24 protein-coding genes, 1 tRNA gene and 1 pseudogene are annotated in these 26,159 nt (G+C 69.8%); 19 read left to right on the top strand and 7 right to left on the bottom strand.

What is annotated here, in order from left to right; translation table 11 throughout:
• Positions 1–614 precede the first annotated feature (614 nt).
• The 7 genes from CJ197_RS13995 (at position 615) to CJ197_RS13965 (ending at position 6,326) form a co-directional block, all read left to right on the top strand.
• Positions 615–2,093, top strand: a complete 1,479-nt coding sequence (locus CJ197_RS13995) for an HNH endonuclease signature motif containing protein (RefSeq protein ID WP_146007786.1) — start codon at positions 615–617, stop codon at positions 2,091–2,093.
• 282 nt (positions 2,094–2,375) lie between these two features.
• The gene (locus CJ197_RS13990; protein ID WP_102237357.1) at positions 2,376–2,759 is read left to right on the top strand and encodes a DUF3224 domain-containing protein; all 384 of its coding nucleotides are present in this window, start codon (positions 2,376–2,378) and stop codon (positions 2,757–2,759) included.
• Between the two features lie 35 nt (positions 2,760–2,794).
• Entirely contained in the window at positions 2,795–3,277 is a 483-nt protein-coding gene (gene coaD / locus CJ197_RS13985) for a pantetheine-phosphate adenylyltransferase (RefSeq protein WP_102237356.1), read from the top strand.
• Positions 3,278–3,361: 84 nt separating this feature from the next.
• Positions 3,362–4,009: a DUF177 domain-containing protein gene (locus CJ197_RS13980; RefSeq protein WP_102237355.1), complete on the top strand. Its 648-nt coding sequence runs from the start codon at positions 3,362–3,364 to the stop codon at positions 4,007–4,009.
• A complete protein-coding gene (gene rnc / locus CJ197_RS13975; protein WP_102237354.1) occupies positions 4,009–4,761 on the top strand; it encodes a ribonuclease III in 753 nt (250 codons plus the stop codon). The genes CJ197_RS13980 and rnc overlap by 1 nt, the downstream gene beginning before the upstream one ends.
• A 3-nt stretch (positions 4,762–4,764) precedes the next feature.
• The gene (gene mutM / locus CJ197_RS13970; protein WP_102237353.1) at positions 4,765–5,706 is read left to right on the top strand and encodes a bifunctional DNA-formamidopyrimidine glycosylase/DNA-(apurinic or apyrimidinic site) lyase; all 942 of its coding nucleotides are present in this window, start codon (positions 4,765–4,767) and stop codon (positions 5,704–5,706) included.
• A 32-nt stretch (positions 5,707–5,738) separates the two neighbouring features.
• Entirely contained in the window at positions 5,739–6,326 is a 588-nt protein-coding gene (locus CJ197_RS13965) for a response regulator transcription factor (protein ID WP_199173949.1), read from the top strand.
• A gap of 31 nt (positions 6,327–6,357) precedes the next feature.
• On the opposite strand, the gene CJ197_RS13960 is transcribed toward CJ197_RS13965, so the two are convergent.
• Genes CJ197_RS13960 through CJ197_RS13940 form a run of 5 tightly spaced genes read right to left on the bottom strand, consistent with a single transcriptional unit; the run spans position 6,358 to position 13,805 of the window.
• Complete coding sequence (locus CJ197_RS13960; RefSeq protein ID WP_102237351.1) at positions 6,358–7,497, bottom strand: histidine kinase; 1,140 nt, start codon at positions 7,495–7,497, stop codon at positions 6,358–6,360.
• Between the two features lie 10 nt (positions 7,498–7,507).
• A complete protein-coding gene (locus CJ197_RS13955; protein ID WP_199173948.1) occupies positions 7,508–9,358 on the bottom strand; it encodes an amino acid ABC transporter ATP-binding/permease protein in 1,851 nt (616 codons plus the stop codon).
• Positions 9,355–11,124 (bottom strand): thiol reductant ABC exporter subunit CydD, encoded by a 1,770-nt coding sequence (cydD, locus tag CJ197_RS13950; protein ID WP_102237350.1) that lies wholly within the window; start codon positions 11,122–11,124, stop codon positions 9,355–9,357. Before cydD ends, CJ197_RS13955 begins: the two co-directional genes overlap by 4 nt.
• Positions 11,125–11,153: 29 nt before the next feature.
• Entirely contained in the window at positions 11,154–12,227 is a 1,074-nt protein-coding gene (gene cydB, locus CJ197_RS13945) for a cytochrome d ubiquinol oxidase subunit II (protein WP_102237349.1), read from the bottom strand.
• Positions 12,228–12,248: 21 nt separating this feature from the next.
• Positions 12,249–13,805 (bottom strand): cytochrome ubiquinol oxidase subunit I, encoded by a 1,557-nt coding sequence (locus CJ197_RS13940; protein WP_102237348.1) that lies wholly within the window; start codon positions 13,803–13,805, stop codon positions 12,249–12,251.
• A gap of 348 nt (positions 13,806–14,153) precedes the next feature.
• On the opposite strand from CJ197_RS13940, the gene CJ197_RS13935 reads away from it, so the two are divergent.
• From CJ197_RS13935 to proB, 5 genes are all read left to right on the top strand, one after another.
• Positions 14,154–17,024: an Rne/Rng family ribonuclease gene (locus CJ197_RS13935; RefSeq protein WP_102237347.1), complete on the top strand. Its 2,871-nt coding sequence runs from the start codon at positions 14,154–14,156 to the stop codon at positions 17,022–17,024.
• Between the two features lie 248 nt (positions 17,025–17,272).
• Entirely contained in the window at positions 17,273–17,581 is a 309-nt protein-coding gene (gene rplU, locus CJ197_RS13930) for a 50S ribosomal protein L21 (RefSeq protein ID WP_102237346.1), read from the top strand.
• Between the two features lie 33 nt (positions 17,582–17,614).
• Positions 17,615–17,869 (top strand): 50S ribosomal protein L27, encoded by a 255-nt coding sequence (rpmA, locus tag CJ197_RS13925; protein ID WP_102237345.1) that lies wholly within the window; start codon positions 17,615–17,617, stop codon positions 17,867–17,869.
• 127 nt (positions 17,870–17,996) lie between these two features.
• On the top strand, positions 17,997–19,535 hold the full coding sequence (gene obgE / locus CJ197_RS13920; protein ID WP_102237344.1) for a GTPase ObgE: 1,539 nt from the start codon (positions 17,997–17,999) through the stop codon (positions 19,533–19,535).
• Positions 19,532–20,698 carry a glutamate 5-kinase gene (gene proB / locus CJ197_RS13915; protein WP_102237343.1) on the top strand — a complete coding sequence of 389 codons (1,167 nt, stop codon included), beginning with the start codon at positions 19,532–19,534 and terminating at the stop codon, positions 20,696–20,698. The genes obgE and proB overlap by 4 nt, the downstream gene beginning before the upstream one ends.
• Positions 20,699–20,727: 29 nt before the next feature.
• On the opposite strand, the gene CJ197_RS13910 is transcribed toward proB, so the two are convergent.
• Positions 20,728–21,165 (bottom strand): OsmC family protein, encoded by a 438-nt coding sequence (locus tag CJ197_RS13910; RefSeq protein ID WP_102237342.1) that lies wholly within the window; start codon positions 21,163–21,165, stop codon positions 20,728–20,730.
• Positions 21,166–21,323: 158 nt separating this feature from the next.
• On the opposite strand from CJ197_RS13910, the gene CJ197_RS13905 reads away from it, so the two are divergent.
• The 7 genes from CJ197_RS13905 to CJ197_RS13880 all read left to right on the top strand — a co-directional run bounded on the left by CJ197_RS13905 (position 21,324) and on the right by CJ197_RS13880 (position 25,220).
• Entirely contained in the window at positions 21,324–22,622 is a 1,299-nt protein-coding gene (locus CJ197_RS13905) for a glutamate-5-semialdehyde dehydrogenase (protein ID WP_102237341.1), read from the top strand.
• 88 nt (positions 22,623–22,710) lie between these two features.
• Complete coding sequence (locus CJ197_RS15435) at positions 22,711–22,881, top strand: hypothetical protein (protein ID WP_199173947.1); 171 nt, start codon at positions 22,711–22,713, stop codon at positions 22,879–22,881.
• Positions 22,882–22,915: 34 nt separating this feature from the next.
• Complete coding sequence (nadD, locus tag CJ197_RS13900; RefSeq protein ID WP_233190992.1) at positions 22,916–23,491, top strand: nicotinate-nucleotide adenylyltransferase; 576 nt, start codon at positions 22,916–22,918, stop codon at positions 23,489–23,491.
• The gene (locus CJ197_RS13895; RefSeq protein ID WP_199173946.1) at positions 23,488–24,093 is read left to right on the top strand and encodes a hypothetical protein; all 606 of its coding nucleotides are present in this window, start codon (positions 23,488–23,490) and stop codon (positions 24,091–24,093) included. Before nadD ends, CJ197_RS13895 begins: the two co-directional genes overlap by 4 nt.
• On the top strand, positions 24,090–24,467 hold the full coding sequence (rsfS, locus tag CJ197_RS13890) for a ribosome silencing factor (protein WP_102237339.1): 378 nt from the start codon (positions 24,090–24,092) through the stop codon (positions 24,465–24,467). Before CJ197_RS13895 ends, rsfS begins: the two co-directional genes overlap by 4 nt.
• Positions 24,464–25,096 carry a histidine phosphatase family protein gene (locus CJ197_RS13885; protein WP_102237338.1) on the top strand — a complete coding sequence of 211 codons (633 nt, stop codon included), beginning with the start codon at positions 24,464–24,466 and terminating at the stop codon, positions 25,094–25,096. Before rsfS ends, CJ197_RS13885 begins: the two co-directional genes overlap by 4 nt.
• 51 nt (positions 25,097–25,147) lie before the next feature.
• A tRNA-Ala gene (locus CJ197_RS13880) sits at positions 25,148–25,220 on the top strand.
• 604 nt (positions 25,221–25,824) lie between these two features.
• Here the strand turns inward: CJ197_RS13880 and CJ197_RS15945 are convergent.
• A pseudogene (locus CJ197_RS15945) lies at positions 25,825–25,896 on the bottom strand (hypothetical protein); the annotation flags it as partial.
• Between the last annotated feature and the right edge of the window lie 263 nt (positions 25,897–26,159).

Raw genomic sequence — 26,159 nt, 5'->3', positions numbered from 1 at the left:
ACATCGCCCGCAGCCTCCTCGAAGCAGGCGGATTCAGACCCCACCTACACCCTCAAATGTGAAGAGCCGGTATAGGGCGCATTGGCTCTGCGAAGTCACGCTTTCAAAAGGGTGGTGATGTGTTGGTGAGGGGTGCTTCGTTGCACTATCACACGGGTCCGACAGACGAGGTGCGAGGTGTGGATACGTGTGCAGCCTCTGGGTATAGCTGTGGATGGTGGTCTGTGTCCCGCGGTGAATTCGCCGTGAGGTGTGGAGGGGCGCCGCGACCTTTCCTCCACAGCGGGGGTTTATCCACATTTGCCGTGAGGCCTTCCATGAGTGGGATTTGGATGGGATCATGGAGGTGTTCGGAAAGGCTCGATGTGGCGCCGGAAAGGGGGTGCGTGATGGGACTCGACGATGTACAGCCGGGCAGTGGTGTGTCGCGGCCGGTGAGCCGCGGCGAGGGGCCAGCGCGTGCCCCGCGTGCGGGTGGGGGCGGGCGCGGGAAGAATGCGGCACCCACTCCCGCTGGCCCGCCGCGCAGGATCATTCGCGGGCGGGGTGCGACGACGCCTGCGATGGCCGCGGTGCGCTCCGGCTCAGAAGCAGACTGCGATGAAGCTCAGTTGATGGTCCGGGTGCAGGAACGCCGCCGTCTCGCCGGCACTCTCTATGCGGAGGAGGTCCGGGACCTGGCGTTGCTGTGGACCGTGGATGATGACCACCCGGGTGAGGCGGATGAGCTGGCGGTCAACTGTCTGATCGCTGCAGCTGGTCTGCGTTCCAAGGTGGGGCGCGCGGAGGGGAAGCTGCGCGACGCCGTCCACGCCACCCGTGATCTGCCCCTCTGCCTGGATCTCGTCGCAGGTGGGGTGCTGCCGGTGGAGTGGTTCGAGTGGCTGATCCGCTCGACCCGTCGCCTGGAGCCTGAGCAGCGCCGTCAGGTTGATGACCGGGTCGCGGAATGGGACCTCGCCGGGATCGACGTGAACCGCTTCTACCGCGAGCTACGCATGCTCATCGCATGGTTCGGTGCGGGCCTGCAGCAGGAGCATCCCACCCAGCAGCGCAATGTCGAGGTGTTCACCTCCCCCGACATGGACGGCACCGCCTGCCTGCAGGTCACCGGCCCCGTCCCGGAGATCACCGCACTCGGCCACCGACTCGACGCCGCCGCGAGGGCGGTGCAGACCACGCAACGACAGGCGCTGGCGGAGGCTGGCCCCGCCTCGTCGTTGAGCCCCGTCTCTGTTCCGTTCGACGTGTTCGGCACTGTCGCCGAAACCGGCAGGCCCATGTCCCTCGCGGCGCTTCGCTACGCGATCCTGACCCGCACCGCCTTCGGCACCGACGGTATTGAGGTGCCGGAGTCCGGGTTCCGCATCAACGTCACCGTGCCCGTGATGACGCTGCTCGGTCAGTCCGAGGCTCCTGGTGAGGTGGATGGGACGCATCCGATCCCGCCCGCCATGGCCCGTGAGCTCGTGGTGAACGCCCCCGTGTTCCACCGCGTCCTCACCGACCCCGTGGACGGCAGTTTCCTGCCGCGGGCGGCGAAGACCTATCAGGTGAGTCGGTCGATGCAGGAGCTGCTGCGGCAGATCGACCCGATCTGCGCAGTCCCCGGGTGCAGCACCATCGTCACCACCAGCGGCGAAACCGACCACATCGAAGAATTCGACCACGCTCACCCCGACCGCGGAGGCCCCACCAGCCCAGAGAACCTCCACCGGCTCTGCTACAGCCACCACCGGCTCAAAACCCTCGGACTCATCGACCCGATCCGCGATCCCCACACCGGGGTGACCACCTGGACTGCCCGAACCCGCGGACGCAGCCGCCCCGTGACCGAGACCACACGTAACACCGACCTCGTCACCCGCGAGCTCGGCGATCACCTGCGGGTCGTGTGGAACTCCTACCTCGAACGCGAGGAAGACGCCCACCGCCGAGCACGGGGAGAGGCGAGCGGAGGCGAGGCGAGCGGATGTGGGACGGGAAATGACGAGGGCGGTTCGGTGACGGGTGAACCAGGCAGTGACGGAGCATCCGCAGACCCACCCAGCCCCGCTGCCCCACTCTACGATCCCGAGCATCCGCCGTACTGAGAGCACCGCTCCCTACTGGCGGCACCGCTCCCGCTTGCCCACACGCACCTGAACTGCGTGCCCCATGACCGCGAGCCCGCCGAGCCCCATCCACGAACGGCACTCAGACGACCGGCCACCTGCTATATGCGTGCGGCCGGTCGCCTGAGTACCGTCCGCGGAACCAGCTGGGCGGGCTCGCCCCAGCAGTCCCGCGCCGCTCACGCCCCTCGCGCCTCACCTGCATGGCTCTCAGGTTCTGCCCCCTAGCTGACCTCCCGCCCTCCCCGGCATACTGGCCGCATGACGACGACGCTGCGCGCCACCTTCACCGTCCAGCTCACCCCCGCCGACCCCATCCCCGGTTCCGCCGCCCGCTTCGACCTCGCCAAGACCTGGAGCGGCGACCTCACCGGCACCTCCCACGGCACCATGACCACCGCCGGAGATCCCGCCACGGGTGATGCCGGGTACGTCGCCACCGAGACCTTCGAGGGCGCTATCGCCGGTCGCGCCGGCACCCTGACCTTCCTGCAGCTCGGCACCATGGTCGGGGGCGAGCCCCAGCTGAGCTACGTGATCGCCCCCGGATCCGGCACCGGCCAGCTCGTTGGCAAGCTAGGAACCCTCAGCATCGGCGACATCGACGAGGACGGGAACCACGAGGTGACGGTGCAACTCGCCTGAGAGTCCATACGCCGCGCCCGCACTACAGTGGCGGTATGAGCACCGTCGTCCTGCCCGGCTCCTTCGACCCCCTCACCCTGGGGCACTTGGACCTCACCCGACGGGCCGTCGCACTGGGGCACCGCGTGATCATCGCCGTCACCCACAACCCCTCCAAGCAGAGCCTGCTGAGCATCGACGAGCGCACCACCGCCATCGAGCGAACCCTCGCGACGGAGGATCTTGCCGCGCACGCAGAGGTCCGCACCCTGCCGCGCGGTCTGCTCGTGGACTTCTGCCGCGAGGTCGGAGCCGGTGCCGTCGTGCGAGGACTGCGCTCTCAGCTTGACCTCGCCTACGAAGAGCCGATGGCACGCATGAACCACCACCTCGCGGGCATCGAGACGATCTTCCTGCTCACCGACGCTGCATACGCCCACATCTCCTCCTCCCTGGTCCGCGAGGTCCACAGCCTCGGCGGAGACGTGAGCGACCTGCTGCCCGCCGCATCCCTCGACGCGCTGCGCACCCACCCCTGACCCCCATCGGCCACCAGCGCCCCAACTCCCGTCCGCGGGCCAGCGCCTCAGCCTGATCTGCACCCCTTCCCTGGAGGAGACCCGATGACCACCGACACCCCCGCCCCGACCGAACTCGACCAGGCTCTGCGCCTGGACGTCGTCGACCTCGTCGGCCGCGTCGGCACGCACCGCCATGTGGAGCGCTCCGTACCCGCGCCCGGTGATGAACAGATCGGCAGCCTCGCCATGACCGTCCCCACCGGCGCCGACATCACCGTCGAGGCCGAGCTCGAATCCGTGGTCGAAGGCATCTACGTCCACGGCACCGTCAGCAGCCACCTCGAAGGCGAATGCAGCCGCTGCCTGGACCCCGTGGACCAGGACGTCACCGCCCGCATCGGCGAGCTGTTCATGTACCCCGAGAAGGTCCCGGCTGAGGAGCGGGAGGACACCGCCCTGCTCGAGGACGATGAAGCGCCGCTGGGTCCGCTCGTGCGCGACAGCCTCGCCATGGACGCCGAGGAGCGCCCCCTGTGCCGCCCCGATTGCCCGGGTCTGTGCTCCCAGTGCGGTTTCCGCATGGAGGAAGACCCGGAGCACGAGCACGAGGTGATCGACGGCCGCTTCGCCGCCCTCCAGGGCTTCTTCGCCAACTCCGACGACAGCGCCGAGGGCACGGACCCCGAGCCCACTGAGGGCACGGACGCGGTTGACACGAACAGCACCGACCGCCCCGGGCAGGACGCCTGATGGCCCGCCGTCGCCGCGCCACCGAAGCCGCCGACCCCGCGGGGCTGCTCGAGAAGCTTCCGCTGGACGCCGGGCAGGCCGTCGACCTGCGCGAATCCGGGCTGCTGGACCTCGCGCTGATCCACCGCTCCTACTCCTATGAGCACGACGGCATCCCGCATAACGAGCGCCTGGAGTTCCTGGGCGATGCGGTGCTGCAGCTTGCCGTCACCGAGCACCTTTACGCCAGCTACCCCACGCTCACCGAGGGTGAGCTCGCCCGCCGCCGCGCCGCGACCGTCAGCACCCGCGCCCTCGCCGTCGTCGCCAGCCGCCTGGACCTCGGGGCCTACGTCAAGCTCGGCCGCGGCGAGGACCTCACCGGTGGACGCTCCAAACCCTCGATCCTCGCCGACACCACCGAGGCCGTGATCGGCAGCGTCCACCTTGCTCTCGGGCAGGACGTGTCCCGCCGCTTCGTGCTGGATCTGCTGGAGCCGCTGCTGAGCTCCGAAGAGTTCCTGGCCACCGGCTACGACTTCAAGACCCGCCTGCAGGAGATCGCCGCCGCGGAAGGCGGCAGCGTCGTCTACCGCATCAGCGAATCCGGAGCCGAGCACGCCAAGACCTACACCGCCCACGTGAGCATCGAGGGCATCGTCTCCGCCACCGGTGAGGGCGCCTCGAAGAAGGACGCCGAGCTCGCCGCCGCCCAGAACGCCGTGCGCGGCATCCTCGCCGAGCGCGGGGAATCCCTGCTGCCGGGCAGCTGACCCATGCCCGAGCTGCCCGAGGTCGAAGTGGTCCGACGGGGCCTCGTGCCCCGCACCGTCGGCCGCACCGTCACCTCCCTCGAGGTGCTGGATGAGCGGATCATCCGCCGCCAGCGCGGGGGAGTGGACCGACTGCGCGCCGCCGTCGAAGGGCGCCGCCTCGCCGCCGTGGTGCGGCGCGGAAAGTTCCTGTGGTGGCGCCTGCAGGAGGCCGATGGGGCCGAAACCGGTGAAGCGCTGATGGGCCACCTGGGCATGAGCGGCCAGCTGCGCATCACCACTGCCGCGCATGACGCCGCCCAGGAGCTGCGCCACCGTCGGCTCTCAATGCATCTGGACGACGGTGCCCGCATCGACCTGGTGGATCAGCGGCTGTTCGGCGGGCTGTGGGCCACCGATCTCGCACCCACTGCCGATGGCCGACCAGCCGCTGCGGACAGCCCCGATGACCTGCTGCCCGTGGACCTCGCGCATGTGGCCCGCGATCTGCTGGACCCCGCTGCGGATCTGCCCGCGATCGCCCGCGAGCTGCGTCGGCGCCGCGCCGGCATCAAGTCCCTGCTGCTCGCCCAGGAGATCGTGTCCGGCATAGGTAACATCTACGCCGATGAAGCGCTGTGGAGCGCCCGCATCCGCCACGACACCCCCGGTGCGGCCCTCACGCAGCGGCGCGCGCTGAACATCCTGCGTGCTGCGGCGGAGGTCATGGAACGGGCCCTGGCCGTGGGCGGCACCAGCTTCGATGCCCTCTACGTGAACGTCGACGGGCGCAGTGGCTACTTCGCCCGCTCGCTGTCTGCGTACGGCCGGGAGGGGCAGCCGTGCCTGCGGTGCGGTAGATTGCTGCGACGAGTCTTCCACCAGGGGCGTTCCTCGCACTTCTGCCCCCGGTGCCAACCCCGACGGGCCCTTTCCCCCGCGAACTTCAGGAAGGACGCTTCGTGACAGCGACCGATACTCCCGGACCGATCCGCGTCATGTTGGTGGATGACCACGAAGTGGTCCGACGTGGCATTGTCACGGCCATCGAGTCCAGTCCCGCGCTCCGTGTCATCGGGGAGGCATCCTCGGTCGCCGAGGCGCGGCGTCGTCTGCCCGCCATCCGCCCCGATGTGCTGGTGGTGGATCTGCAGCTGCCGGACGGCACCGGAATCGACGTCATGGATGCGGCCCGGGATCTCAACCCTGAGCAGACGATGCTGGTGCTCACGAGCTTCGATGACGATGCGGCGCTGCGGGAGTCCCGCGCCGCCGGTGCGGCGGGGCTGATGCTCAAGTCCGCCCGCTCGCAGGAGATCGTCGAGTCCATCTGCGCCGTCCATGAGGGCCGCACGGTGTGGCCCGCCGACCGCGGTGATGAGGGACCGGAGCTGTCCGCCTCGGATCAGCGGATCGTCGAGCTCATCGGCGATGGGCACTCCAATCGCGAGATCGCCGAGAACCTCGGCATCGCCGAGAAGACCGTGAAGAACCGCGTGACCGTGATCCTGCAGGCCCTGGGCATGCAGCGCCGCACCCAGGTGGCGGCGATGGTTGCGGCACGGCGCCGCGCTGGCTGGAAGTGAGCTGACGCGCCGACCAGAGCCGACGCGCTGATCACTCCACCGGCAGCGTGACTCGCCAGGAGATCATCGTGCCCGGTTCGAGGTTGATCGCATCGACCCACCCGGAGTGACGCCGCGCTCGGGAGGACATGTTCGCCAGCCCGCTGCGGCGACGCACCGTGGGGTCGATCCCGCGGCCGTTGTCCGAGACGTTCACCTGCACCACCCGGTCCACGCCCTCGGAGAACACGCTCACCGACACCGCGACGGCGCTGGCATGCGCGTGCCGGGCAGCGTTGGCAAGACACTCACGCACCACGGCCACGACGTCCTCCGCGATCTCCGGCGGGATCTCCGCGTCCATGTGCGCCGAATCCTGCGGCAGTCGCAGCGAGGGCACGAAGCCGAGGCCCGCGGTGGCGAGCCCCACTTCGTGGCGCAGCTGTTCGGACAGCGTCGCCTCCAGTCGCTCGCGGCGCAGCGACTGCACGATCTGGCGGATCTGCGCGACCGCGTTCTCGACCCCCTGCACCGAGGTCTTCACCGACGTGCGAATCCGCGTGTTCGTGGGCGGCTCCTCGGGGGAGCCCAGATCGTCTACCAGGCTCTCGAGCTCCATGCCGACGGCGAACAGCTCCTGGATCGCAAGGTCGTGCAGGTCCCGGGCGATCCGGGAGCGCTCATCGTCTACCTGGGCCGACGCCCCCAGGGTGGGCAGGCGCAGCGTCAGGCCGATCAGGCCCGCCAGGGCGTCCAGACGCTCGCGGCAGAGCGCATCGAACGGCTCGGCATCCTGGGCGCGCAGGGCGGTCAGCAGACCGATGCCCTGCTCGCCCGCGTCGATCACGGCGATGAGCACCCGGCAGGTCTCCTCACCGATGGTGAGCGTCTCCACGGCCTCGAGTGCCGCAACATCCTCATCGCGCAGCCCCCGCCCGATCGCGGAGGTGGCGGGCACCTGCTCACCGAGCAGCTGAGCGGCATCGGGCCCATCCACCATCTCCACGCCCCAGCGGGACGGCTCGAGCGGCGTCAGCAGGAGAGCACTGCGAGCATCCAGATCGCTGCGGGCCGAGCGGACCAGCAGCTCCAGCAGGTCCTCGCTCTCCCCGCCGGCGAGCACGGCGGCGCACAGGTCCTGCAGGCGGGCTCGCGCACCGGTGGCCGGGGCGGCGGCAATCGTCGTGGTCATCGGGCGTCCTCTAGGCAAGATGGGGCAGCGCAGCGAGGTCCAGCACCGCCGTGCCCGGCGGGATTGCCTCCACGCGATGCGTGACGACCACCACGGTAGCGGCGGCGGGGAGCAGCGGATCGGACGAAGGGCCCAGCAGACGACCCAGCAGCGCATCACCGAGCTCGGGATCCAGATGCTCGGTGGGCTCATCCAGCAGCGTGATGGGCGCAGAGCGCACCACGGCGCGGGCCAGCAGCAGGCGCCGACGTTCCCCGCCGGAGACCGTCGTCCCGTCGGGCCCCAGCACCGTGGCAAGACCCTCCGGCAGCTGCTCCACCCATGTACCGAGCCCCACAGCCTCAAGAGCCGCGGCGATCTCGGCGTCGGTCACATCACCGCGGGCCACCCGCACGTTCTCCGCCACCGTGGTGGCGAAGACATGGGCGTCCTCGGCGAACATGACGATCCGGCGGCGCTGCTCTGTGGGGGAGAGGTCTGCGAGATCGGCGTCATCGAGCGTGACCTCGCCCTGCAGCGGACGCAGCAGACCCGCCAGGGTGGCCAGTAGCGTGGACTTGCCCGCTCCGGAGGGGCCGATGATTGCCAGGCGCCCCCCGGGCGGCAGATCCAGCTCGAGGTTCTCGACGCGTGGGGCATCGGGCGTCCATCCGGCGGTGAGATGCCGGGCGCGCAGGTGCGGGGTGGCCAGCGGCTCAGCGCTCACTGCTCCTGCAGGGTGACCGTCGCTGTTGTCCGCGTCTGCTCGCAGCGGTGTCGCGGCGGTTTCCAGATCCTGGTCCTCGACGTCCTGCCCGCGCTCCCCGATGCCGCCGGCCGTGTAGTCCTGCCAGGTGGCGCGCACCAGGCTGCTCGTGAAGCCCCGGGAGGCCGCGCGGCGCTCCGCCTCACTGGTGACGGCCCGCGGGTCGGGCGTCCCGGCGGTGGCGACCAGACGACGGGCAGCGGCGCGGGAGCGCGCCAGCTGCGAGGCGGCGGCGGGCAGGTTCTGCGCCGCCTCATAGGAGGACAGCGGCAGCAGCAGCAGGATGCCGATCAGCCCGGCCGGGTGGATGCCCTGCGTCCACAGCGGTCCGGCGGCCAGCACCGAGGCCAGCAGAGCGGGGATCATCACCAGCGGCACCGTTCCCGCGGCGAGGGCCGACGGGAGGGCGGCGCGGTCCATCGCCGCGTCATGCGCGCGCTGCTGTGCGTCCAGCTCCGCGAGAGTGCTCTCGAGCCGGCCCTGGACGCGCAGCACGGACGCATCGTCCACCGTGTCCAGGGCCTGCGCGGTCACCTGGGTGCGATGCTCCACGACAGCGTCCTCTGCGAGCGCCGCAGCACGCAGCGCCGCCATCGGCGCAAGCACCCCGGCGACCACGAGGGACGCCAGCATCGCGAGCGCCGCGATCCAAGAGATCGGCAGCAGCGTGATCGTCACGATGAGGGTCATCACCACGCTCACGAGCGCGGGGACCACAGCGTTGATGACGTGGTTGGCGATCTCCTGCGCATCATCGCCCAGGCGTGCCAGCAGGTCCCCGCGGCGCAAGCGCGAGATCGCATCGCCATCCCGGCGAGCCAGCGCCGTGAACAGCCCGGTGCGCAGCGAGACCACACCGCGCAATGCGACGTCATGGGACAGCATGCGGTCCAGCCAGCGGAACACGCCACGGGAGACGCCGAGCGCCCGCACCGCGACCGTCGCGACCGTCAGATCCAGCACCGGCGGGCGGGTCCACGCGGTGGTCACCAGCCACGCGGAGACGGCGGCCAGGGCGAAGCTCGCCGCGAGGGTCGCGACGGCCGCGCCGACGGCGGCCAGCAGGCGGGAGCGCGGGATCTCCATCGCGCTCATGACGGCGGCGAGCGGGCTCATCGGGACACCTCCTCGGCAGCAGCGGCGGTGCGCACCTCGATCACCGCATCGGCGAGATCCACGAGGGACTCGCGATGGGCGGCCAGCACGATGGTGCGGCCCTGGGCGCGCAGGGTGTGCAGCAGCTCGATCACGAGGTCCTCCGTGCCGCCGTCGAGGTGTGCGGTGGGCTCATCGAGCACCACGAGCGGCGCCTCGGACAGCAGCGCCCGGGTGAGCGCCGCCCGCTGGCGTTCGCCCAGCGACAGCCCCTGCCCGCCCCGGCCCAGCTGCGCCTCCCAGCCGCGTTCGGCGATCACCTGATCCAGGCCCGTGCGGGCCGCCGCCGCGGCGAGCTCCTCCTCGCTCGCCGCTGGCCGGACCTCGAGCAGCAGCTCACGCAGAGTACCGGGCCGCAGCACCGGACGCTGCGGCAGCCAGATCACCTGATCCCAGAAGGAGCGGCGCTCCACCTCGGCGATCGGCAGCTCGGTGCCGTCTGCTGCGCGCAGGGCCACGCTGCCGTGATCGGGGGGAAGCAGCCCCAGCAGGACCTGCTGCAGCGTCGTCTTCCCGGAGCCGCTGGGCCCGGCGAGGACGGTGATCTGCCCAGGCCGGATCTGACCGGAGATGCGGTGCGGGGCCCAGCCGGAGCGGGAGCGGACGCTCACCTCCTGCAGTGCGATGGTGACCTGGTGCAGGTCCGGGGCGGGCACGGTCCCGTCGGCCATCCCCTCCTCCTCGAGCACCGCGAAGGCGGCGTTGACCGCCGCGAGCCCGTCGGTGGAGGAGTGGTACTGCTGGCCCACCTGCCGCAGCGGCAGATACACCTCCGGGGCGAGCACCAGCACCGCGAGCGCCGGGCCGATCTCCATCTCGCCGAACACCAGGCGCAGGCCGATGTGCACCGCGATCAGCGCAACCGACAGCGTGGCCAGGAACTCCAGCATGAAGGAGGACAGGAAGGCGTAGCGCAGCGATCCCATGGTCGAGCCACGATGGCGCTCGCCGAGCCGGTGAATGATCCGCTCGGGTCCGCGTTCACGCCCCAAAGCCTTCAGCGTGGGCAGGCCCTCCACGAGGTCCAGCATCTGCGCCCACAGGGTGCGCATATCCGCGAGCAGTCGCTCGGAGCGGCCCAGCGTCATCTTCCCCACCAGGATCATGAAGATCGGGATCAGCGGCAGAGTCACCAGGGCGATCAGCGCCGAATCGAGATCCAGCAGCACCAGGGCGACGAGGACCAGGGGAGTGGCGGTGCAGGTGAGCAGGAGCTTGGGGACATACCCCACCAGGTAGGGGCGGAGATTCTCAATGCCCGTGGTCGCCAGCGTCGTCACATCCGCGCCGCGGCCCGCCCCGGCGCGAGGGCCCAGGCGTGCGGTGTGCGCGACCACGTCCGTGCGCAGCTGCGCGATCGCCGCGGTCGCCGCGCGGTGCGCCGTGCGCTGCTCGATGATCACCGCACCGGCGCGCACCAGCAGGGCGAGTACGACAGCAGCCAGCAGGCCCGGCAGCGCCTGCGGGGCCACCGCGTCGCTCAGCAGAGCCCCACCGATCCCGCCGAGCGCGAGGGCGGTGACGATGATCGCCGCGGCCTGCACCACGCCCAGCAGCGCCGTGCGCACCACATGGGAGCGGGCGGCCCGAACATGGCGCAGCAGCCGTGGATCCAAAGGCGCACGCGAGGCGCGGGACGTCCGCGGCGCCGAGGAGGGAGAGGACGACGGAGCGCCCGGGGAGCCGCCGGTTGGCGGCACGCCCGGGCGCTCAGTGGAGGTGGTCATGAAGCGATCATCGCAGGATCACCTGAGGATCACTCCTGCTCGAAGGCCGCCCGGTAGGCGCCGACGATGCGCGCCTTGGGGCCCTGGCCCTCGCGCTCATCCGGTTCGCCGACGGTCAGACGGTGGCTGAACACCTTGTAGCCCCAGGCCTGGTAGGACAGCACGATCGGCAGGAACAGCACCACGAAGATCGCCATCAGCAGCAGCGTGTGCTCAGTCGAGGCGGAGCCCGCGATGGTCAGCGAGTTCGCCGGATCGTTCGTGGCCGGCAGCACGTTCGGGAACAGGCCGCCGAACATCTGCGCAGCCGCGGCGACGATCGCCACGGTGGTGGCCAGGAAGGACATGCCCTCCCGGCGAGCCTTGTTCGTGAAGATCACCGCGACCAGGGCCAGCGCTGCGATGAGCAGCGGGATCCAGGTCAGCCAGGTGTTGGAGTGCGCCAGCTGGTTCCAGATCAGGAAGATCGCGCCCAGCACGATCACCGGGTAGATCATCCAAGAGGCCTGCTTGTTGGCATCCTCGCGCAGCTCACCGGTGGTGCGCAGCGCCAGGTAGTGGGTTCCGTGCAGCCAGAACAGGCCCACGAACACCAGGCCGCCCAGCAACCCGAAGGGGTTCAGCAGCCCGATCAGGTTCGTGGTGATCCACGCGTTGTCGTCGATCTGGACGCCGCGCACGATGTTCGCGAAGGCCACGCCCCACAGCAGTGCCGGCACGAAACCGGAGATGATGTGGATGATGTCCCAGCCCTTGTGCCAGGCCGCGGAGTTTCGCTTCTCCCGCCACTTGAAGGCGCACACGCGCAGGATCAGCACCAGCAGGAGAAGCAGCAGCGCGAGGTAGAAGCCGGAGAACAGGGTGGCGTACCACTCGGGGAACGCCGCGAAGATGCCGGCTCCGCCCACGAGCACCCACACCTGGTTGCCGTCCCAGATCGGGCCGATGGTCTTGAGCATGGTGCGGTTGCGCTCGGGGTCGCCCTTGCCGAGGGTGGCGAGGTTCATCTCGACGCCGAAGTCGAAGCCCTCGAGCACGAAGTACCCGGCGAACAGGACCGCGATGAGAGCGAACCAGAGGCCCTGGAGGAAAGTGATGTCCATGATGGGGAATCCTCAGCTCTCTCAGTATCCGAAGGAGATGGTCGGGGTATCGAGCTCCTGCGACTCCTCGCGCTTCCGGGGCAGCGGAATGCCCTTCAGCGCGGCCTTGCGCATGAGCTCGAACCAGATGACGGCGAGCACGCCGTAGATCAGCGTGAAGGCGATCAGCGACACCAGCACCACCATGGGCTCGTGGTTGGACACGCCCTGCACGGTCATCAGGCGCACCGTCGGGTCATCGGGATTGGGGTGCACCACCCAGGGCTGGCGGCCCATTTCGGTGAACACCCAGCCGGCGGCGTTGGCCAGGAACGGCATCGGGATCGCGAGGACCGCGAACCACTTGAAGGCCTTCGAGCCGGTGGTGCGGGCCTGATCGCCCTTGCCGCGGGTCACCCAGAACGCCCACACGGCGAGGATCGCGCTGAACACGGCCAGACCGATCATGAGGCGGAAGGACCAGTAGGTGACGAACAGGTTGGGGCGGTAGTCCGCCTCCACCTCGTTGCCGTAGATGTCCGTGACGGTCTCACCGAACTCGGCCTTGTACTGCGCCTGCAGGTCCTCGACGCCCTGCAGAGTGGCATTCGGGTCGTTCGTGGCCAGGATCGAGGTGACGTAGGGGACCTCGATGAGGTGGGTGACACCGTCGCAGTCGGTGGCGAAGGCATCGGGGCCGCCGACGGTCAGGATCGAGAAGGCCGCGCCCTCGGTGGTCTCGCACAGCGCTTCGGCGGAGGCCATCTTCATCGGCTGCTGGTGGAACATGATCTTGGCCTGCATATCGCCGGTGACGACCAGGCCGATCCCGGCGATCACCATCATCAGCACGCCGAAGCGCAGCACGGGCCGGAAGATGGTCTGCGCCAGCGTGCGATGCTGGGCGCCCTCCTCGCTGTCCACGCCCAGCTCCTGGGCGGTGTTGTGGTGCTTGACCAGGTGCCAGGCGGCCACGCCCACCACGAAGGCGGCGGCGGTCAGCCAGGCGCCGAAGATCACGTGCGGGAAGGCGGCCAGCGTGGTGACGTTCGTGAGCACGGACCACAGGGAGCCCTGCCCGGGATCCATCTCCGCGCGGCCCGTCTCCGGGTTGAACACGGCGCCGACGGGGTGCTGCATGAAGCTGTTGGCGGCGATGATGAAGTACGCCGAGAGCATGGTGCCGATCGCGACCATCCAGATCGTCATCAGGTGGAGCTTCTCGTTCATGCGATTCCAGCCGAAGATCCACAGCCCCAGGAACACCGACTCGAGGAAGAAGGCCAGCAGGCCCTCGAGCGCGAGGGGCGCGCCGAAGATGTCGCCCACGTAGCGGGAGTACTCCGACCAGTTCATGCCGAACTGGAACTCCTGGACGATGCCGGTGGCGATGCCGATGCCGAAGTTGATGATCAGCATGCCGCCGAAGAACTTCGTCAGGCGGGTCCAGGCGTCCTTGGTGACCGCATCTTTGCTGCGCACCGCCTTGGTGTGCATGATCGCGACCAGGAACGACAGGCCGATGGTCAGCGGCACGAAGATGAAGTGGTACACGGTGGTGATGCCGAACTGCCACCGTGCGATATCGAGGGCTTCCATGCTTCCTCCCAGGGACGACACACGCTGTCACAAAACCTAGGTGCTGCAGGGGCCTGCCTGCGGGACCATCGTCCTGTTTCGCGGTGCGTCGCACCAGTCGCCGCGCCGGGGCCCTGTGCCATACTGGCCCAGGCACTCCTTCGCCCCGTACCGGGTGGAGGAACCTCCCGGCGTCAGGACGGGGGAGCACCGGCCACGCGGCAGACCGCGACCGATGTGCTCGAAGCGTCCGGCATCGCTGCGCTTCACAGGTGGAGCTGCGCGACGGAGAGGGCTTGAGACTTCCGTCCCCAGGGACGATGACCACGAAGGGCCAGGGTGCGCTGGTCCCTCGAAGGAGACGGCCGCATGGCTGACAGCACCCATACTTCCCTCGAACCGCAGGACGAATCCGGCGCATCGACCACCCCGGAGACGTCCACCCCGGAGACCACAGAGGTGTCGAAGGCGCCTGCGAGCGCGCCCCGTCGGCGTCGCCGCGCGGGCTCCCCCGCCGGAGCGCCCGCTTTCACCCCGCCCACGATCGAGCCGGAGGTCTCCTCGGCGCCGCGCACCATCGTGGCCCCGCAGTCCCAGGAGCCGATCGAACCGGCCCCCGCGCCCGCCCGGCGCCGTCGGCGTGCCGGCGCTCCCGCCGGGGCGCCCGTTGTGCCCGCGAGCGAGCCCGTGACCGAGCAGACCGCCGCCGAGGCCGACGAGGAGACCGCAGCAGAGCCGACGGAGCCTGAACAGCCCGAGCAGCAGGCATCGGCACCCTCCACCGTTGCCGATGATCTGCGTGCCCTCGCCTCCTCCCGGCCCGCCGCGGACACTGCGGACGCCGAGGATGAGCAGGACGAGGATCGCGCCCGGCGTCGCGAGCAGGTCCAGATGGACTTCGCCTCCCTGCTGTTCCAGGCCCCTACCCCGCAGCCCCGCACCACGGTCGGCCCGCAGGATGCCCCCGTGGGCAGCGCGGACCTTTCCTTTGCGGCGGCCCAGGCGCCCGAGAACGCTGATACCGACGATGAGGATGACGCGGAGACGGACGATGCGCGCCCCGCGCGTCGGCGCCGTCGCTCCTCGCAGCGCTCCCAGGGCTCCGCGGACAGCACGGACGATCAGAACGGGCAGGATCAGCAGAGCGCCTCTGAGGGGGACTCCGATGCCCAGGGTTCCGACGGCGGTGATGACTCCTCCGGCAGTGAGGACTCCTCGAGCTCTGAGCGCTCCGGCTCCTCGCGTCGGCGCCGCCGCCGCGGCGGGCGCGGACGTCGCGGCCGCGGGCGCAGCGATGACGACTCCTCGACCTCCGAGAACTCCTCCGAGCAGGGGCAGGAGACAGGCGATGACCAGGACGGCTCCGGGGATGACTCCGGCAGCGGTCACAGCGGCTCCTCTGGCTCCTCTTCGAGCTCCCGTCGACGTCGGCGTCGCCGCCGCTCCGGCAGCGGCTCCGATGAGACATCCCCGGATGATCCGCCGAACACCGTGGTCAAGGTGCGGGAGGCCCGTGATGAGGTGAAGGCCGTCAAGGGCTCCACGCGTCTGGAGGCCAAGCGCCAGCGCCGCCGTGAGGGTCGGGATGCCGGACGGCGCCGCAGCGTCATCACCGAGGCCGAGTTCCTGGCCCGCCGCGAATCCGTCAAGCGCTCCATGGTGGTGCGTGAGCGCCCCGGCCGCACTCAGATCGCCGTGCTCGAGGACGACGTCCTGGTCGAGCACTACGTCGCCCAGAAGTCCCAGACCTCCATGGTGGGCAATGTCTACTTGGGCAAGGTGCAGAACGTGCTGCCGTCCATGGAGGCCGCCTTCGTGGACATCGGCAAGGGTCGCAACGCCGTGCTGTACGCCGGCGAGGTCAACTGGGATGCCGCGGGGCTGGACGGCCAACCGCGCCGCATCGAGCTCGCGCTCAAGAGCGGCGACTCCGTGCTGGTGCAGGTCACCAAGGACCCCATCGGCCATAAGGGCGCCCGGCTCACCAGCCAGATCTCCCTGCCTGGCCGTTACCTCGTGTTCGTGCCCGGCGGATCCATGACCGGCATCTCCCGCAAGCTGCCGGACACCGAGCGGGCCCGGCTGAAGAAGATCATGCGTCAGATCATCCCTGATGAGGCGGGCGTGATCGTGCGCACCGCCGCCGAGGGAGCGAGCGAGGAGGAGCTCACCCACGACGTCGAGCGCCTGCGCGCCCAGTGGGAGAAGATCACCAAGAAGCAGAAGTCGAAGTCGGCGCCGGTGGCCCTCTCGCAGGAGCCGGACATCGCCATCAAGGTGGTGCGCGACGTCTTCAACGAGGACTTCACCTCCCTGATCGTCGAGGGTGAGAAGGTCCACCAGGACGTGCACGAGTACGTCTCCGATGTGGCGCCGGATCTGCTCGAGCGCGTCACCCGCCATGTCGGCGAGAAGGACGTCTTCGCCAAGCACCGCATCGATGAGCAGCTGCTGAAGGCCATGGATCGCAAGGTCTACCTGCCCTCCGGCGGCTCACTCGTGATCGACCGCACCGAGGCGATGACCGTCGTGGACGTCAACACCGGCAAGTTCATCGGCTCCGGCGGTTCCCTCGAGGAGACGGTCACCAAGAACAACCTCGAAGCGGCTGAGGAGATCGTGCGCCAGCTGCGGCTGCGCGATATCGGCGGCATCATCGTCATCGACTTCATCGACATGGTGCTCGAGTCCAACCGGGACCTCGTGCTGCGCCGCCTCGTGGAGTGCCTGGGCCGCGACCGCACCAAGCATCAGGTCGCCGAGGTGACCTCGCTGGGTCTGGTGCAGATGACCCGCAAGCGCGTGGGTCAGGGCCTGGTGGAGACCTTCTCCCACTCCTGCGAGGCCTGCCACGGCCGCGGCATGATCATCGATGTCGACGGCGAGCAGCCCCAGTCCTCCGGGCACGATGGCGAGGGGCAGCGCTCCTCGCGCCGACGGGGCCGACGCGGCCGCGGCGGCAAGGAGGAGACGGACACGTCGAGCGAGGAGACTTCCTCAGATGTGCACCGCCTCGAGGACGACGCCGACTCCCGCGCCCTCGCCCGTGCCACGATCGCCTCGATCGCTGCGGCCTCGAGCGGCCAGCAGCCGCCTGAGGTGGTGGTCGACGGCCAGGTCGTGACCGTCGCGGACGGCGAAGGCGACGCAGGCGCGAAGGCATCGGATGCGGAGGATTCTGGGGAGGACTCTGCGGAGGGTGCCGGGACGCCCTCGGGCACGCAGCCGTCCGACGGGTGACGTGTTCCACAGGGTGTGACCGCGTTCTCGCAGGTCGGACCGTGTCCGATGGTTGACCGGCACATTCTCGGACCGTAAGCTGTCCCTCGGCGCGAAACGCGTCGATAGTCGTGCTCGGCGGTGGACGCCGCGCGACCGCACCTCCCTCCCGGGCCTGCCCGGGACCGGTCGACGGTCGCAGGTCCGCGGTGAGACTCCCCAGAGGTACGGCGCCCGAGCAATTCCGATTCACAAGATGGAGCAGTGACGTGGTGTACGCAATCGTCCGCGCAGGCGGTCGTCAGGAGAAGGTGTCGGTGGGCGACACCATCGTGATCAACCGCGTGGCCGGCGAGGCGGGCGACAGCATCGAGCTCGCTCCCGTGCTGCTGGTCGACGGTGACAAGGTCACCTCCGCCCAGAAGGACCTCGCGAAGGTCAAGGTCACCGCCGAGAAGGTCGAGGACCTCCGCGGCGACAAGATCCGCATCCTCCGCTACAAGAACAAGACCGGGTACAAGAAGCGCCAGGGCCACCGCCAGGAGCTCACCCGCCTGAAGATCACCGGCATCGCCTGAGCGATCCCCGACAGCGATAAGGACTGATTCGACATGGCATCCAAGAAGGGCGTCAGCTCCTCCAAGAACGGCCGCGACTCCAACGCTCAGCGCCTCGGTGTGAAGCGCTTCGGCGGCCAGGTCGTCGGCGCCGGCGAGATCCTCGTGCGCCAGCGGGGCACCAAGATCCACGCCGGTGACGGTGTGGGCCGCGGCAGCGACGACACCCTGTTCGCGCTCACCGCGGGCACCGTGGAGTTCGGCCGCAAGCGCGACCGTCGCGTGGTCTCCGTCGTCGAGACCGTCTGATCCACGGCCCCGGATGACGGGGCACCCTGTCCTGCGAGGGGCGGAGCCGAACGCGCTCCGCCCCTCGTCGGCATCTATCCTCGCTCTGCTGGACTGTCCGGCACCTGAGAGAAACTCGGAGGCACCCATGGCCACCTTCGTCGACCGCGTCCGCCTGCAGGTCATCGGCGGCTCCGGGGGCAACGGCGCCGCCTCCATCCGTCGGGAGAAGTTCAAGCCGCTGGCCGGGCCCGATGGGGCCAACGGCGGTCGCGGCGGTGACGTGATCCTCGAGGTCGACGCCTCCACCACGACGCTGCTCGAGTACCACCACAAGCCGCATCAGCGCGCCACGAGCGGCGGCTTCGGCAAGGGGGACCTGCGCCACGGCGCCCGCGGCGCGGATCTCGTGCTGCCGGTCCCGGACGGCACCGTCGTCACCACCGAGGACGGCACCGTGCTCGCGGACATGATCGGCATCGGCACCCGCTACGTCGCCGCCCGCGGAGGCAACGGCGGGCTCGGCAATGCGGCGCTGGCCTCCGCCAAGCGCAAGGCCCCCGGCTTCGCCCTGCTCGGCGAGCCCGGCCAGGAGCGCACCCTCATCCTCGAGCTCAAGTCCGTGGCGGACGTCGCCCTGGTCGGCTACCCCTCCGCCGGGAAATCCTCCCTCATCGCTGCGATGAGCGCCGCGCGTCCGAAGATCGCCGACTACCCCTTCACCACCCTCGTGCCGAACCTCGGCGTGGTCGAGGCTGGGCAGCACCGGTACACCGTCGCCGATGTGCCGGGGCTGATCCCCGGGGCCAGCCAGGGCAAGGGCCTGGGCCTGGATTTCCTGCGCCACATCGAACGCTGCCACGTGATCGTGCATGTGCTCGACGCGGCGGCGCTCGAATCCGAGCGAGATCCGGTGAGTGACCTCGAGACCATCGAAGCGGAGCTCGCCGCCTACGCCGCGAGCCTGGACGAGGAGACCGAGGGCCGCATCCCGCTCATGGAGCGCCCCACCGTCATCGTGCTGAACAAGACCGATCTGCCGGACGGCGTGGATATGGCCGATATGGTCCGTGACCGCCTGGGGGAGCGGGACGTGCCGGTGCTGGACGTCTCCGCGGTCAGCCACAAGGGCCTGCGGGAGCTGTCCTTCGTGCTCGGCGAGCTCGTGGAGGAGGCCCGCCAGGCGCTGCCCGCCCCTGACGCGGCCCCCATCGTCATCACCCCCGCGGCGGAGGATGAGAAGGGCTTCCGCGTGGTCACCGAGCAGTACGACGGTGAGACCGCCTACCGGGTTCAGGGTGATAAGCCCGAGCGCTGGGTGCGTCAGACCGACTTCGCCAACGATGAGGCCGTCGGCTACCTCGCCGATCGGCTCGCGCGGCTCGGCGTGGAGGATGAGCTGTATGCCGCGGGCGCGGTCGCCGGATCGACCGTGCTCATCGGCCCCGGGGAGGACGCCGTGGTGTTCGACTGGGAGCCGACGATGGTGGGCGGCGCCGAGCTGCTCGGCGCCCGTGGCACCGATCAGCGGCTCGAGGAGCGCCACCGCCCCACCCGCGAGGAGAAGCGCGAGCAGCAGCGCGCCCGCACCGCCGCGCGCATGGATCGTCTGGCCGCGATGGAGGCCGAGCGTCAGGCCGGCTACTGGACCGATCCCGCCGACGATGGGGACGGGCGGCGCGTATGAGCAGCGCACCGCACGCTGGTCACTCCTCCGATCTGCGCCAACCGGCCCGCATCACCGACCGTGCGGAGCTTGACCGGGCCGGCCGTGTGGTGGTGAAGATCGGCTCCTCGAGCCTCACCGACGGCCGCGGCCATCTCGAATCACAGCAGCTCGCCTCGATCGCCGAGGTCGCTGCGGGTCTGCGCGCCCGCGGCACCGAGGTCGTGCTGGTCTCCTCCGGCGCGATCGCCGCGGCGCTCGGACCGCTCGGCTTGGCGCAGCGCCCCACCGATGTGTCCCTGCAGCAGGCGGCCGCGAGCGTCGGCCAGGCCCTGCTGGCCACCGCCTGGCAGAGCGCGTTTTCCGCCCACGACCTGATCACCGGGCAGGTGCTGCTCACCGAGACCGATGTGGTGCGCCGCGAGACCTACCGCACCGTGCGCAGCGCCCTCGAATCGCTGCTGAGCCTCGGCACCGTGCCGGTGATCAACGAGAACGACACCACCGCGACCCACGAGATCCGCTTCGGGGACAATGACCGCCTGGCCGCCCTGGTCGCCCAGCTGCTCGGCGCCGATGCGCTGATCCTGCTGACCGACGTCGATGCCCTCTACACGGCGCCGCCCCGGGAGCCCGGCGCGCAGCGCATCGCGGAGGTGCCCGATGTGTCACGCCTCGAGGGTGTGAGCATCGGCGAGGTCGGGTCAGCCGTCGGCACCGGCGGGATGGTCACCAAGCTCTCCGCCGCGCAGCTCGCATCCACCACCGGCACCGCCGCCGTGATGACCTCCGCGGCGAATTTCCCCCGGCTCATCGCAGGGGAGGACGTCGGTACCTTCTTCCCTGCGCATCAGGGACGGCGCCGCTCCCGCCTGGTGTGGCTGCGCTTCGCCACCCGCGGCGCGGGGACCCTGCACCTGGATGCGGGCGCGGCGGAGGCCGTGCGCACGCGTCGGCGTTCGCTGCTGGCCGTCGGCGTCACCACCGTCACCGGCGACTTCCCGGCCGGGGTGCCGGTGGATGTCGCCGGGCCCGACGGGGCCGTGATCGCCCGGGGTCTGACGGGATACAGCAGCGAAGAGCTGCGCGCAATGGCCGGGCGCGGCACCGCCCGCACCAGCCAGGAGCTGGGGGAGCGGTACCGTCGCCCGGCCATCCACCGCGATCAGATGGTGGTGCTGTGAGCGCGTTCAGGTACTGAACGGCAGGCCGTTCAGGCGCGTGCGGCGGCGCTGATCCGCACCGGGGTGGCGTTGGCGAGGTTGTCCGAGACCGGGCAGCGGGACTCCGCTTCGGACAGGAGCTCCGCGACCGCCTGCTCATCGGCGTCGGTGTCCAGCTCCACCTGCACGCGGATCTCCTGGAAGCCGGGGCGGGTGGTGACGTCCTGGCCCATGAGCTTCGCGGGATCCAGGCCGCCCTCCGCGGTGAGCTTCAGGGAGCGGTACTCGATACCCTTCTCCTTCGCGACCATCTGGATCACGACGTTCAAGCAGCCCAGCAGCGCGCCCAGCACGTACTCGACGGGGTTCGCGCCATGGTCCTCACCGCCCAGGTTCGGCGGCTCATCGATCGTCAGGGTGAACTGGCGGGCCTGCACCTCGATCTTGGTGGGGGACAGGGAGGTGCCGGAGGCGGAGAACGTGGCCACGGGGCGTCCTTTCACGGTGTGGGCCGTGCCGGGTCAGCACGACGCTGGGATGTGCAGGTACGCCTCGACCATAGGGTGAAAATGCCTGCTCAGAACCCGAATTGGTCCCTGTATGACCACGAATGACGCCGCGGGACACAACTGCCTATCCTGGACTCATGTCCGCCACCGATGCCGCCATCGCCCCCGATGCTGTCACCACCGCCGTCCACGCCGCCGCACGCGCCGCACAGGATGCCCAGCGCCACCTGGCCCGCCTCCATCGCGAGCGCAAGGACGAGGTGCTGCACGCGATGGCCGAGGCGCTCGTCGCGCAATCCGGTCAGATCATCGCCGCGAACGCGCGGGACCTCGAGGCGGCCGACGCCGCGGGGATCAGCGCGGGCCTGCGCGACCGCCTGGCCCTGGATGAGCAGCGCATCGCAGCGATCGCCCAGCAGCTGCTGGATGCCGCTGCTCTGCCGGACCCGGTGGGGGAGGTGGTGCGCGGCTCCACGCTCCCCAACGGCCTGCAGCTGCGGCAGGTGCGCGTGCCCATCGGTGTGATCGGCATGATCTACGAAGCCCGCCCCAACGTCACCGTCGATGCCGCGGGCCTCGCGCTCAAAGCCGGCTCGGCCGTCGTGCTGCGCGGCGGCTCCGCGGCCCTGCACTCCAACACCGCGATCATCGAGGTGCTGCGGCAGGTACTCACCGCACAGGGGCTGCCGGCAGATCTCATCGTCGGGATCGATGAGCATGGGCGCGCCGGCGCCGATGCTCTCATGCGCGCCCGCGGCCTGGTGGATGTGCTGATCCCGCGTGGCGGCGCCGGGCTGATCGCCCGCGTGGTAGAGAACGCGCAGGTCCCGGTCATCGAGACGGGCACCGGCACCACCCACGTGCTCATCGATGCGAGCGCCGACCTGCCCCAGGCACTCGAGATCGTCCTCAACGCCAAGACGCAGCGGGTCGGAGTGTGCAACGCCCTGGAGACCCTGCTGATCCACCAGGACATCGCCGACGAGGCCCTCGCGCTGATCGGCCCGGCGCTCGCGCAGGCTCAGGTGCGTCTGCACGTCGATGAGCGCGCCGCGCAGCTGCTCGAGGGCAGCGGCGCCGACGTCGTGCCCGCCACCGCGGAGGACTGGGACCAGGAGTACCTGTCCCTGGACCTCGCCGTGCGCGTGGTCGCGGACCTCGACCAGGCCCTCGAGCACATCCGCGCCCACTCCTCGGGGCACACCGAAGCAATCCTCACCCGGGACCTCACCAGCCAGCAGCGCTTCCTTACCGAAGTGGACTCCGCGGTGGTGATGGTCAACGCTTCCACCCGCTTCTCCGACGGCGGGCAGTTCGGCTTCGGCGCCGAGATCGGTATCTCCACGCAGAAGCTCCACGCCCGCGGGCCGATGGGCCTGCCGGAGATCACCACCACCCGCTGGCAGGTGATCGGCCAGGGGCACGTGCGCCCGTGAACCCCCTCCCACCGGGCGAGTTCAGGGCCGGTGACCGGCCACGCTGTGGAATGATGGGCCGGTCATCCGTGGAAAGGCTCCCTGAACCATGATCGATCAGCTCCCGCTCCTGGCCGAGGCCGGCGGCGTTCCCGCCCCCGCGATCGGCATCGGCATGTTCCTGTCGCTGATGGCCCTGCTGGGCATCACCTGGCTCATCAGCGGCAACCACCAGCGCCATAAGGACGAGCAGCACAGCCGCACCGACGGAGACCACTGACCACGTGGAGCAGCAGCGCCGCCGGATCGGAGTGATGGGCGGGACCTTCGATCCCATCCATCACGGCCACCTCGTCGCCGCTAGCGAGGTCCAAAGCGTCTTCGCCCTTGACGAGGTGGTGTTCGTCCCCACGGGACGGCCCTGGCAGAAGGCGGACCGGGAGATCTCCGATCCCGAGCACCGCTACCTCATGACCGTGGTCGCCACCGCCGCGAACCCCGTGTTCACGGTCTCGCGCGTGGACGTCGACCGCCCAGGCGCCACGTACACCATCGACACGCTGCGCGATCTGAACGCTGTGCACCCCGATGCGGACCTGTTCTTCATCACCGGTGCGGATGCTCTGCAGAACATCCTCACCTGGAAGGACACCGAGGAGATCTTCCAGCTGGCGCACTTCGTGGGCGTCACCCGCCCCGGCCATGCCCTGGATACCTCGGGACTGCCCGATGACGGCGTGACCCTCATCGAGGTGCCGGCCATGGCGATCAGCTCCACCGACTGCCGCACCCGCGTCGCCGCCGGTGCGCCCGTGTGGTACCTGGTGCCCGACGGTGTGGTGCAGTACATCAACAAGTACGCCCTCTACACAGGAGGTGACGGCCGATGACCGAGGCCGAATCCACCCCGCGGCGCGGCCGCCGGGCCCGCCGCCTGAGCCCCGAGGAGAGCGCTGCCCTGGAGTCCGGGCAGGCCGGTGCGCAGGTGCCCGGTGTGCGTCGCGCCGTCGCACCGCCTGGGGCCGATGCACCCCGGCCGCAGCTGCGCAAGTTCGGGCGCCGCGCCCGCATTATCGAGCTGACCGACGCTCCGGCCCCCGCCGCGCAACCGGCCGCGGAGATCTCCGCCGAGCCAGCGCCGAACGCCATCGGCCCGGATCTGCCACGGGACCGCGATGGTGTGGAGCTCGGCGAGCTGTCCGTCACCGAGGCGCCGCCGCCGCGCCCCGCACCCCGCTATGAGGGCCGCGTCCTGCACCGCAGCGAAGGCACCACCGGGCGCCCGCTGCTGTGGATCGTGTGGATCCTCATCGCCGTAACGCTCATCACCCTGGTGGCGCTGCTGCTGACCGGGGTGCTCGGCTCCGGCGTGAGCGGGTCTGCGGCCCTGTCCGCTGCTGCTGTTCCCGGCCTGCGGGACATGATTCCCATCGGCCCCGTGTTTCCCGTTCACTCATCAGACCGCTTTGTTCTGGAGGATCCTGCCGCGTGACTGCTCCTGACGAATCCCTCGACCTCGCCCGCGTGGCCGGCCAGGCCGCCGCCGACAAGCTCGCCCAGGAGATCATCGGCCTGGACGTCTCCGAGTTGGTGGTCATCACCGATATCTTCCTTGTGGCCAGCGGTGACTCCGAGCGCCAGGTCTCTGCGATCGTGGACGGCGTCGAAGAGGCGCTGCTGAAGGAACGCCGCCGCAAGCCGCTGCGTCGCGAGGGCGAGCGGGACGCGCGCTGGGTGCTGCTGGATTACGGCGACATCGTCGTGCACGTCCAGCATGCTGAGGACCGCGCCTTCTACGCCCTGGAGCGGCTGTGGCGCGACGCCCCCGTCGTGGACCTCCAGATCGATGAGGCCGAGACTGAGTGAAGCCGCAGCGCTCCCGGCTCGTGCTGGTTCGGCACGGGCAGACCGACTACAACCGGGAAGGCCGCCTGCAGGGCCAGGTGGACATCCCGCTGAACACCACCGGCGCCGCGCAGGCGCAGCGGCTCGCGGCCGCTGTGACCGCCGATCCGCCGGATGTCATCGTCGCCTCGCCGCTGCAGCGCGCGCTGGCCACCGCGCAGGTCATCGGGCGGGTGACCAGTGTTCCGGTCACCACCGACCCCGCCTTCCTCGAACGCAGCTTCGGGGACTGGGAGGGTCTGCGGGGCGAGGAGATCCGGCAGCGCTGGCCCGAGGAGCACGCCGCTTGGCGCGCGCACCGCACCGTCGAGGGGGTGGGCGTGGAGGACCGCCCCGAGGTGGCCGAGCGGGTGGCCGCGGGGGCGCGCCGCCTGCTGCAGGAGCATCCCGGCAAGATGGTCATGGTGGTCGCCCACGGTGCCGCGATCACCCTGGGCATCACGGCGCTCATCGGCGAGGACCCCAACGGGTTCCGCGGCATCGCGGGCCTGGAGAACTGCCACCGCAGCGTCCTTGAACCGCTGCAGGCCGCCGGGTACGAGGGTCTGATGAGGTTGCTGTCACACAACCTGCCCCCGAGTTTCGCCTGACCTGGCCTGCGGTGTAATATCGACGAGTCGCCCGCGGGCGGCTCCCGATCTGGGGCTATGGCGCAGTTGGTAGCGCGCTTCCATGGCATGGAAGAGGTCAGGGGTTCGAATCCCCTTAGCTCCACGTAAGATGAGAAAATCGAAACTTGCCCCGCCTGATGGCGGGGCAGTTTTGTTTCTGCGGTGACGTCCGCCGGGGCGTCGATGCTGGTGTGGGCGAGGACGCTGGCGGTGGTCTCGTCGGGTGTGTAGGTGGCGTTCTCTTCGTCGTCGATGGTGATGCGGGTGAACAGGGCGCGGTTGAGGATGCGTCTTTCGGCTGGTTCGCACTTGTTGTAGAGGTCGTCGAGGTCGACGAGGAGGTCGGTGAGCTGGTCCAAGCCTGTTCGGGCCTCGGCGTAGGTGTCGGTGAGGTTGTCGAGCCGTGTGCTGATCTGGTCGAGGCTGGCGCGGATGCGGTCTTGTTCGCTCTTGAGGAGGTCGAGGGGGATCGCGTCGGCGTAGTGGGCCTGGACGAGTTTGAGGCGTTCGGCTTCGAGCTTGTCGCGCTGGGCGGTCAGGAGCTTGCGTTCGTCCTCGCTGGATCCTTCGAGCTGGTCGAAGACGTCGTTGAGGACCTTCCGGACGTGCTCGGCCTGGGTCTGGGTCAGGGAGTTGCGCTGGTAGGTGCGTTCGATCTCGGCTTCGGCGCGTTCGGCGAGGATCGCGGAGCGAGTGCATTGGGTGGTCTTGCGTCGTCGTCCGGAGCAGGTGAAGTACTCGTAGCGGTCCCCGGTCTTGTCGCGGGGGCGTTCGATCATGAGCTTGGCTCCGCAGGCGCAGTACAGGGTGCCTTTGAGGTAGTGGTCGTACTTCTGTGGTCGTTCGCCGCGGGCGTTGTTGGCGTCGAGGTTGGTTTGGACGCGCAGCCAGGTCTCGGTGTCGACGAGTGGGGTGTGTCAAGGATTTCGGACAGTCGATGTGTTCTCCGGTGGTCAGGCGACCGCTGGGAGGGTGGTGGGGGTGGTCTGCTCGGTCCACGCCTTGGCGGGGGTGCGGTAGCCGAGCGATGAGTGGAGGCGGG

This window comes from Brachybacterium sp. UMB0905, from assembly GCF_002871795.1.
Classification (GTDB): Bacteria; Actinomycetota; Actinomycetes; order Actinomycetales; family Dermabacteraceae; genus Brachybacterium.
The sequence above is the reverse complement of the archived record's forward strand: the minus strand, read 5'-3'. Positions and strand labels throughout refer to the sequence as shown.

Excerpts from the sequence above, each read along its gene's own strand:
- CJ197_RS13940 (WP_102237348.1), bottom strand. The coding sequence starts at position 13,805 with ATGGAAGCCCTCGATATCGCACGGTGGCAGTTCGGCATCACCACCGTG.
- rnc (WP_102237354.1), top strand. The coding sequence starts at position 4,009 with ATGGCCCGCCGTCGCCGCGCCACCGAAGCCGCCGACCCCGCGGGGCTG.
- CJ197_RS13965 (WP_199173949.1), top strand. The coding sequence starts at position 5,739 with ATGTTGGTGGATGACCACGAAGTGGTCCGACGTGGCATTGTCACGGCC.
- nadD (WP_233190992.1), top strand. The coding sequence starts at position 22,916 with ATGGGCGGGACCTTCGATCCCATCCATCACGGCCACCTCGTCGCCGCT.
- obgE (WP_102237344.1), top strand. The coding sequence starts at position 17,997 with ATGGCCACCTTCGTCGACCGCGTCCGCCTGCAGGTCATCGGCGGCTCC.
- rpmA (WP_102237345.1), top strand. The coding sequence starts at position 17,615 with ATGGCATCCAAGAAGGGCGTCAGCTCCTCCAAGAACGGCCGCGACTCC.
- CJ197_RS13895 (WP_199173946.1), top strand. The coding sequence starts at position 23,488 with ATGACCGAGGCCGAATCCACCCCGCGGCGCGGCCGCCGGGCCCGCCGC.
- cydB (WP_102237349.1), bottom strand. The coding sequence starts at position 12,227 with ATGGACATCACTTTCCTCCAGGGCCTCTGGTTCGCTCTCATCGCGGTC.
- CJ197_RS13995 (WP_146007786.1), top strand. The coding sequence starts at position 615 with ATGGTCCGGGTGCAGGAACGCCGCCGTCTCGCCGGCACTCTCTATGCG.
- CJ197_RS15435 (WP_199173947.1), top strand. The coding sequence starts at position 22,711 with ATGATCGATCAGCTCCCGCTCCTGGCCGAGGCCGGCGGCGTTCCCGCC.
- mutM (WP_102237353.1), top strand. The coding sequence starts at position 4,765 with ATGCCCGAGCTGCCCGAGGTCGAAGTGGTCCGACGGGGCCTCGTGCCC.
- CJ197_RS13905 (WP_102237341.1), top strand. The coding sequence starts at position 21,324 with ATGTCCGCCACCGATGCCGCCATCGCCCCCGATGCTGTCACCACCGCC.
- proB (WP_102237343.1), top strand. The coding sequence starts at position 19,532 with ATGAGCAGCGCACCGCACGCTGGTCACTCCTCCGATCTGCGCCAACCG.
- coaD (WP_102237356.1), top strand. The coding sequence starts at position 2,795 with ATGAGCACCGTCGTCCTGCCCGGCTCCTTCGACCCCCTCACCCTGGGG.
- cydD (WP_102237350.1), bottom strand. The coding sequence starts at position 11,124 with ATGACCACCTCCACTGAGCGCCCGGGCGTGCCGCCAACCGGCGGCTCC.
- CJ197_RS13990 (WP_102237357.1), top strand. The coding sequence starts at position 2,376 with ATGACGACGACGCTGCGCGCCACCTTCACCGTCCAGCTCACCCCCGCC.
- CJ197_RS13960 (WP_102237351.1), bottom strand. The coding sequence starts at position 7,497 with ATGACCACGACGATTGCCGCCGCCCCGGCCACCGGTGCGCGAGCCCGC.
- CJ197_RS13935 (WP_102237347.1), top strand. The coding sequence starts at position 14,154 with ATGGCTGACAGCACCCATACTTCCCTCGAACCGCAGGACGAATCCGGC.
- CJ197_RS13955 (WP_199173948.1), bottom strand. The coding sequence starts at position 9,358 with ATGAGCCCGCTCGCCGCCGTCATGAGCGCGATGGAGATCCCGCGCTCC.
- CJ197_RS13980 (WP_102237355.1), top strand. The coding sequence starts at position 3,362 with ATGACCACCGACACCCCCGCCCCGACCGAACTCGACCAGGCTCTGCGC.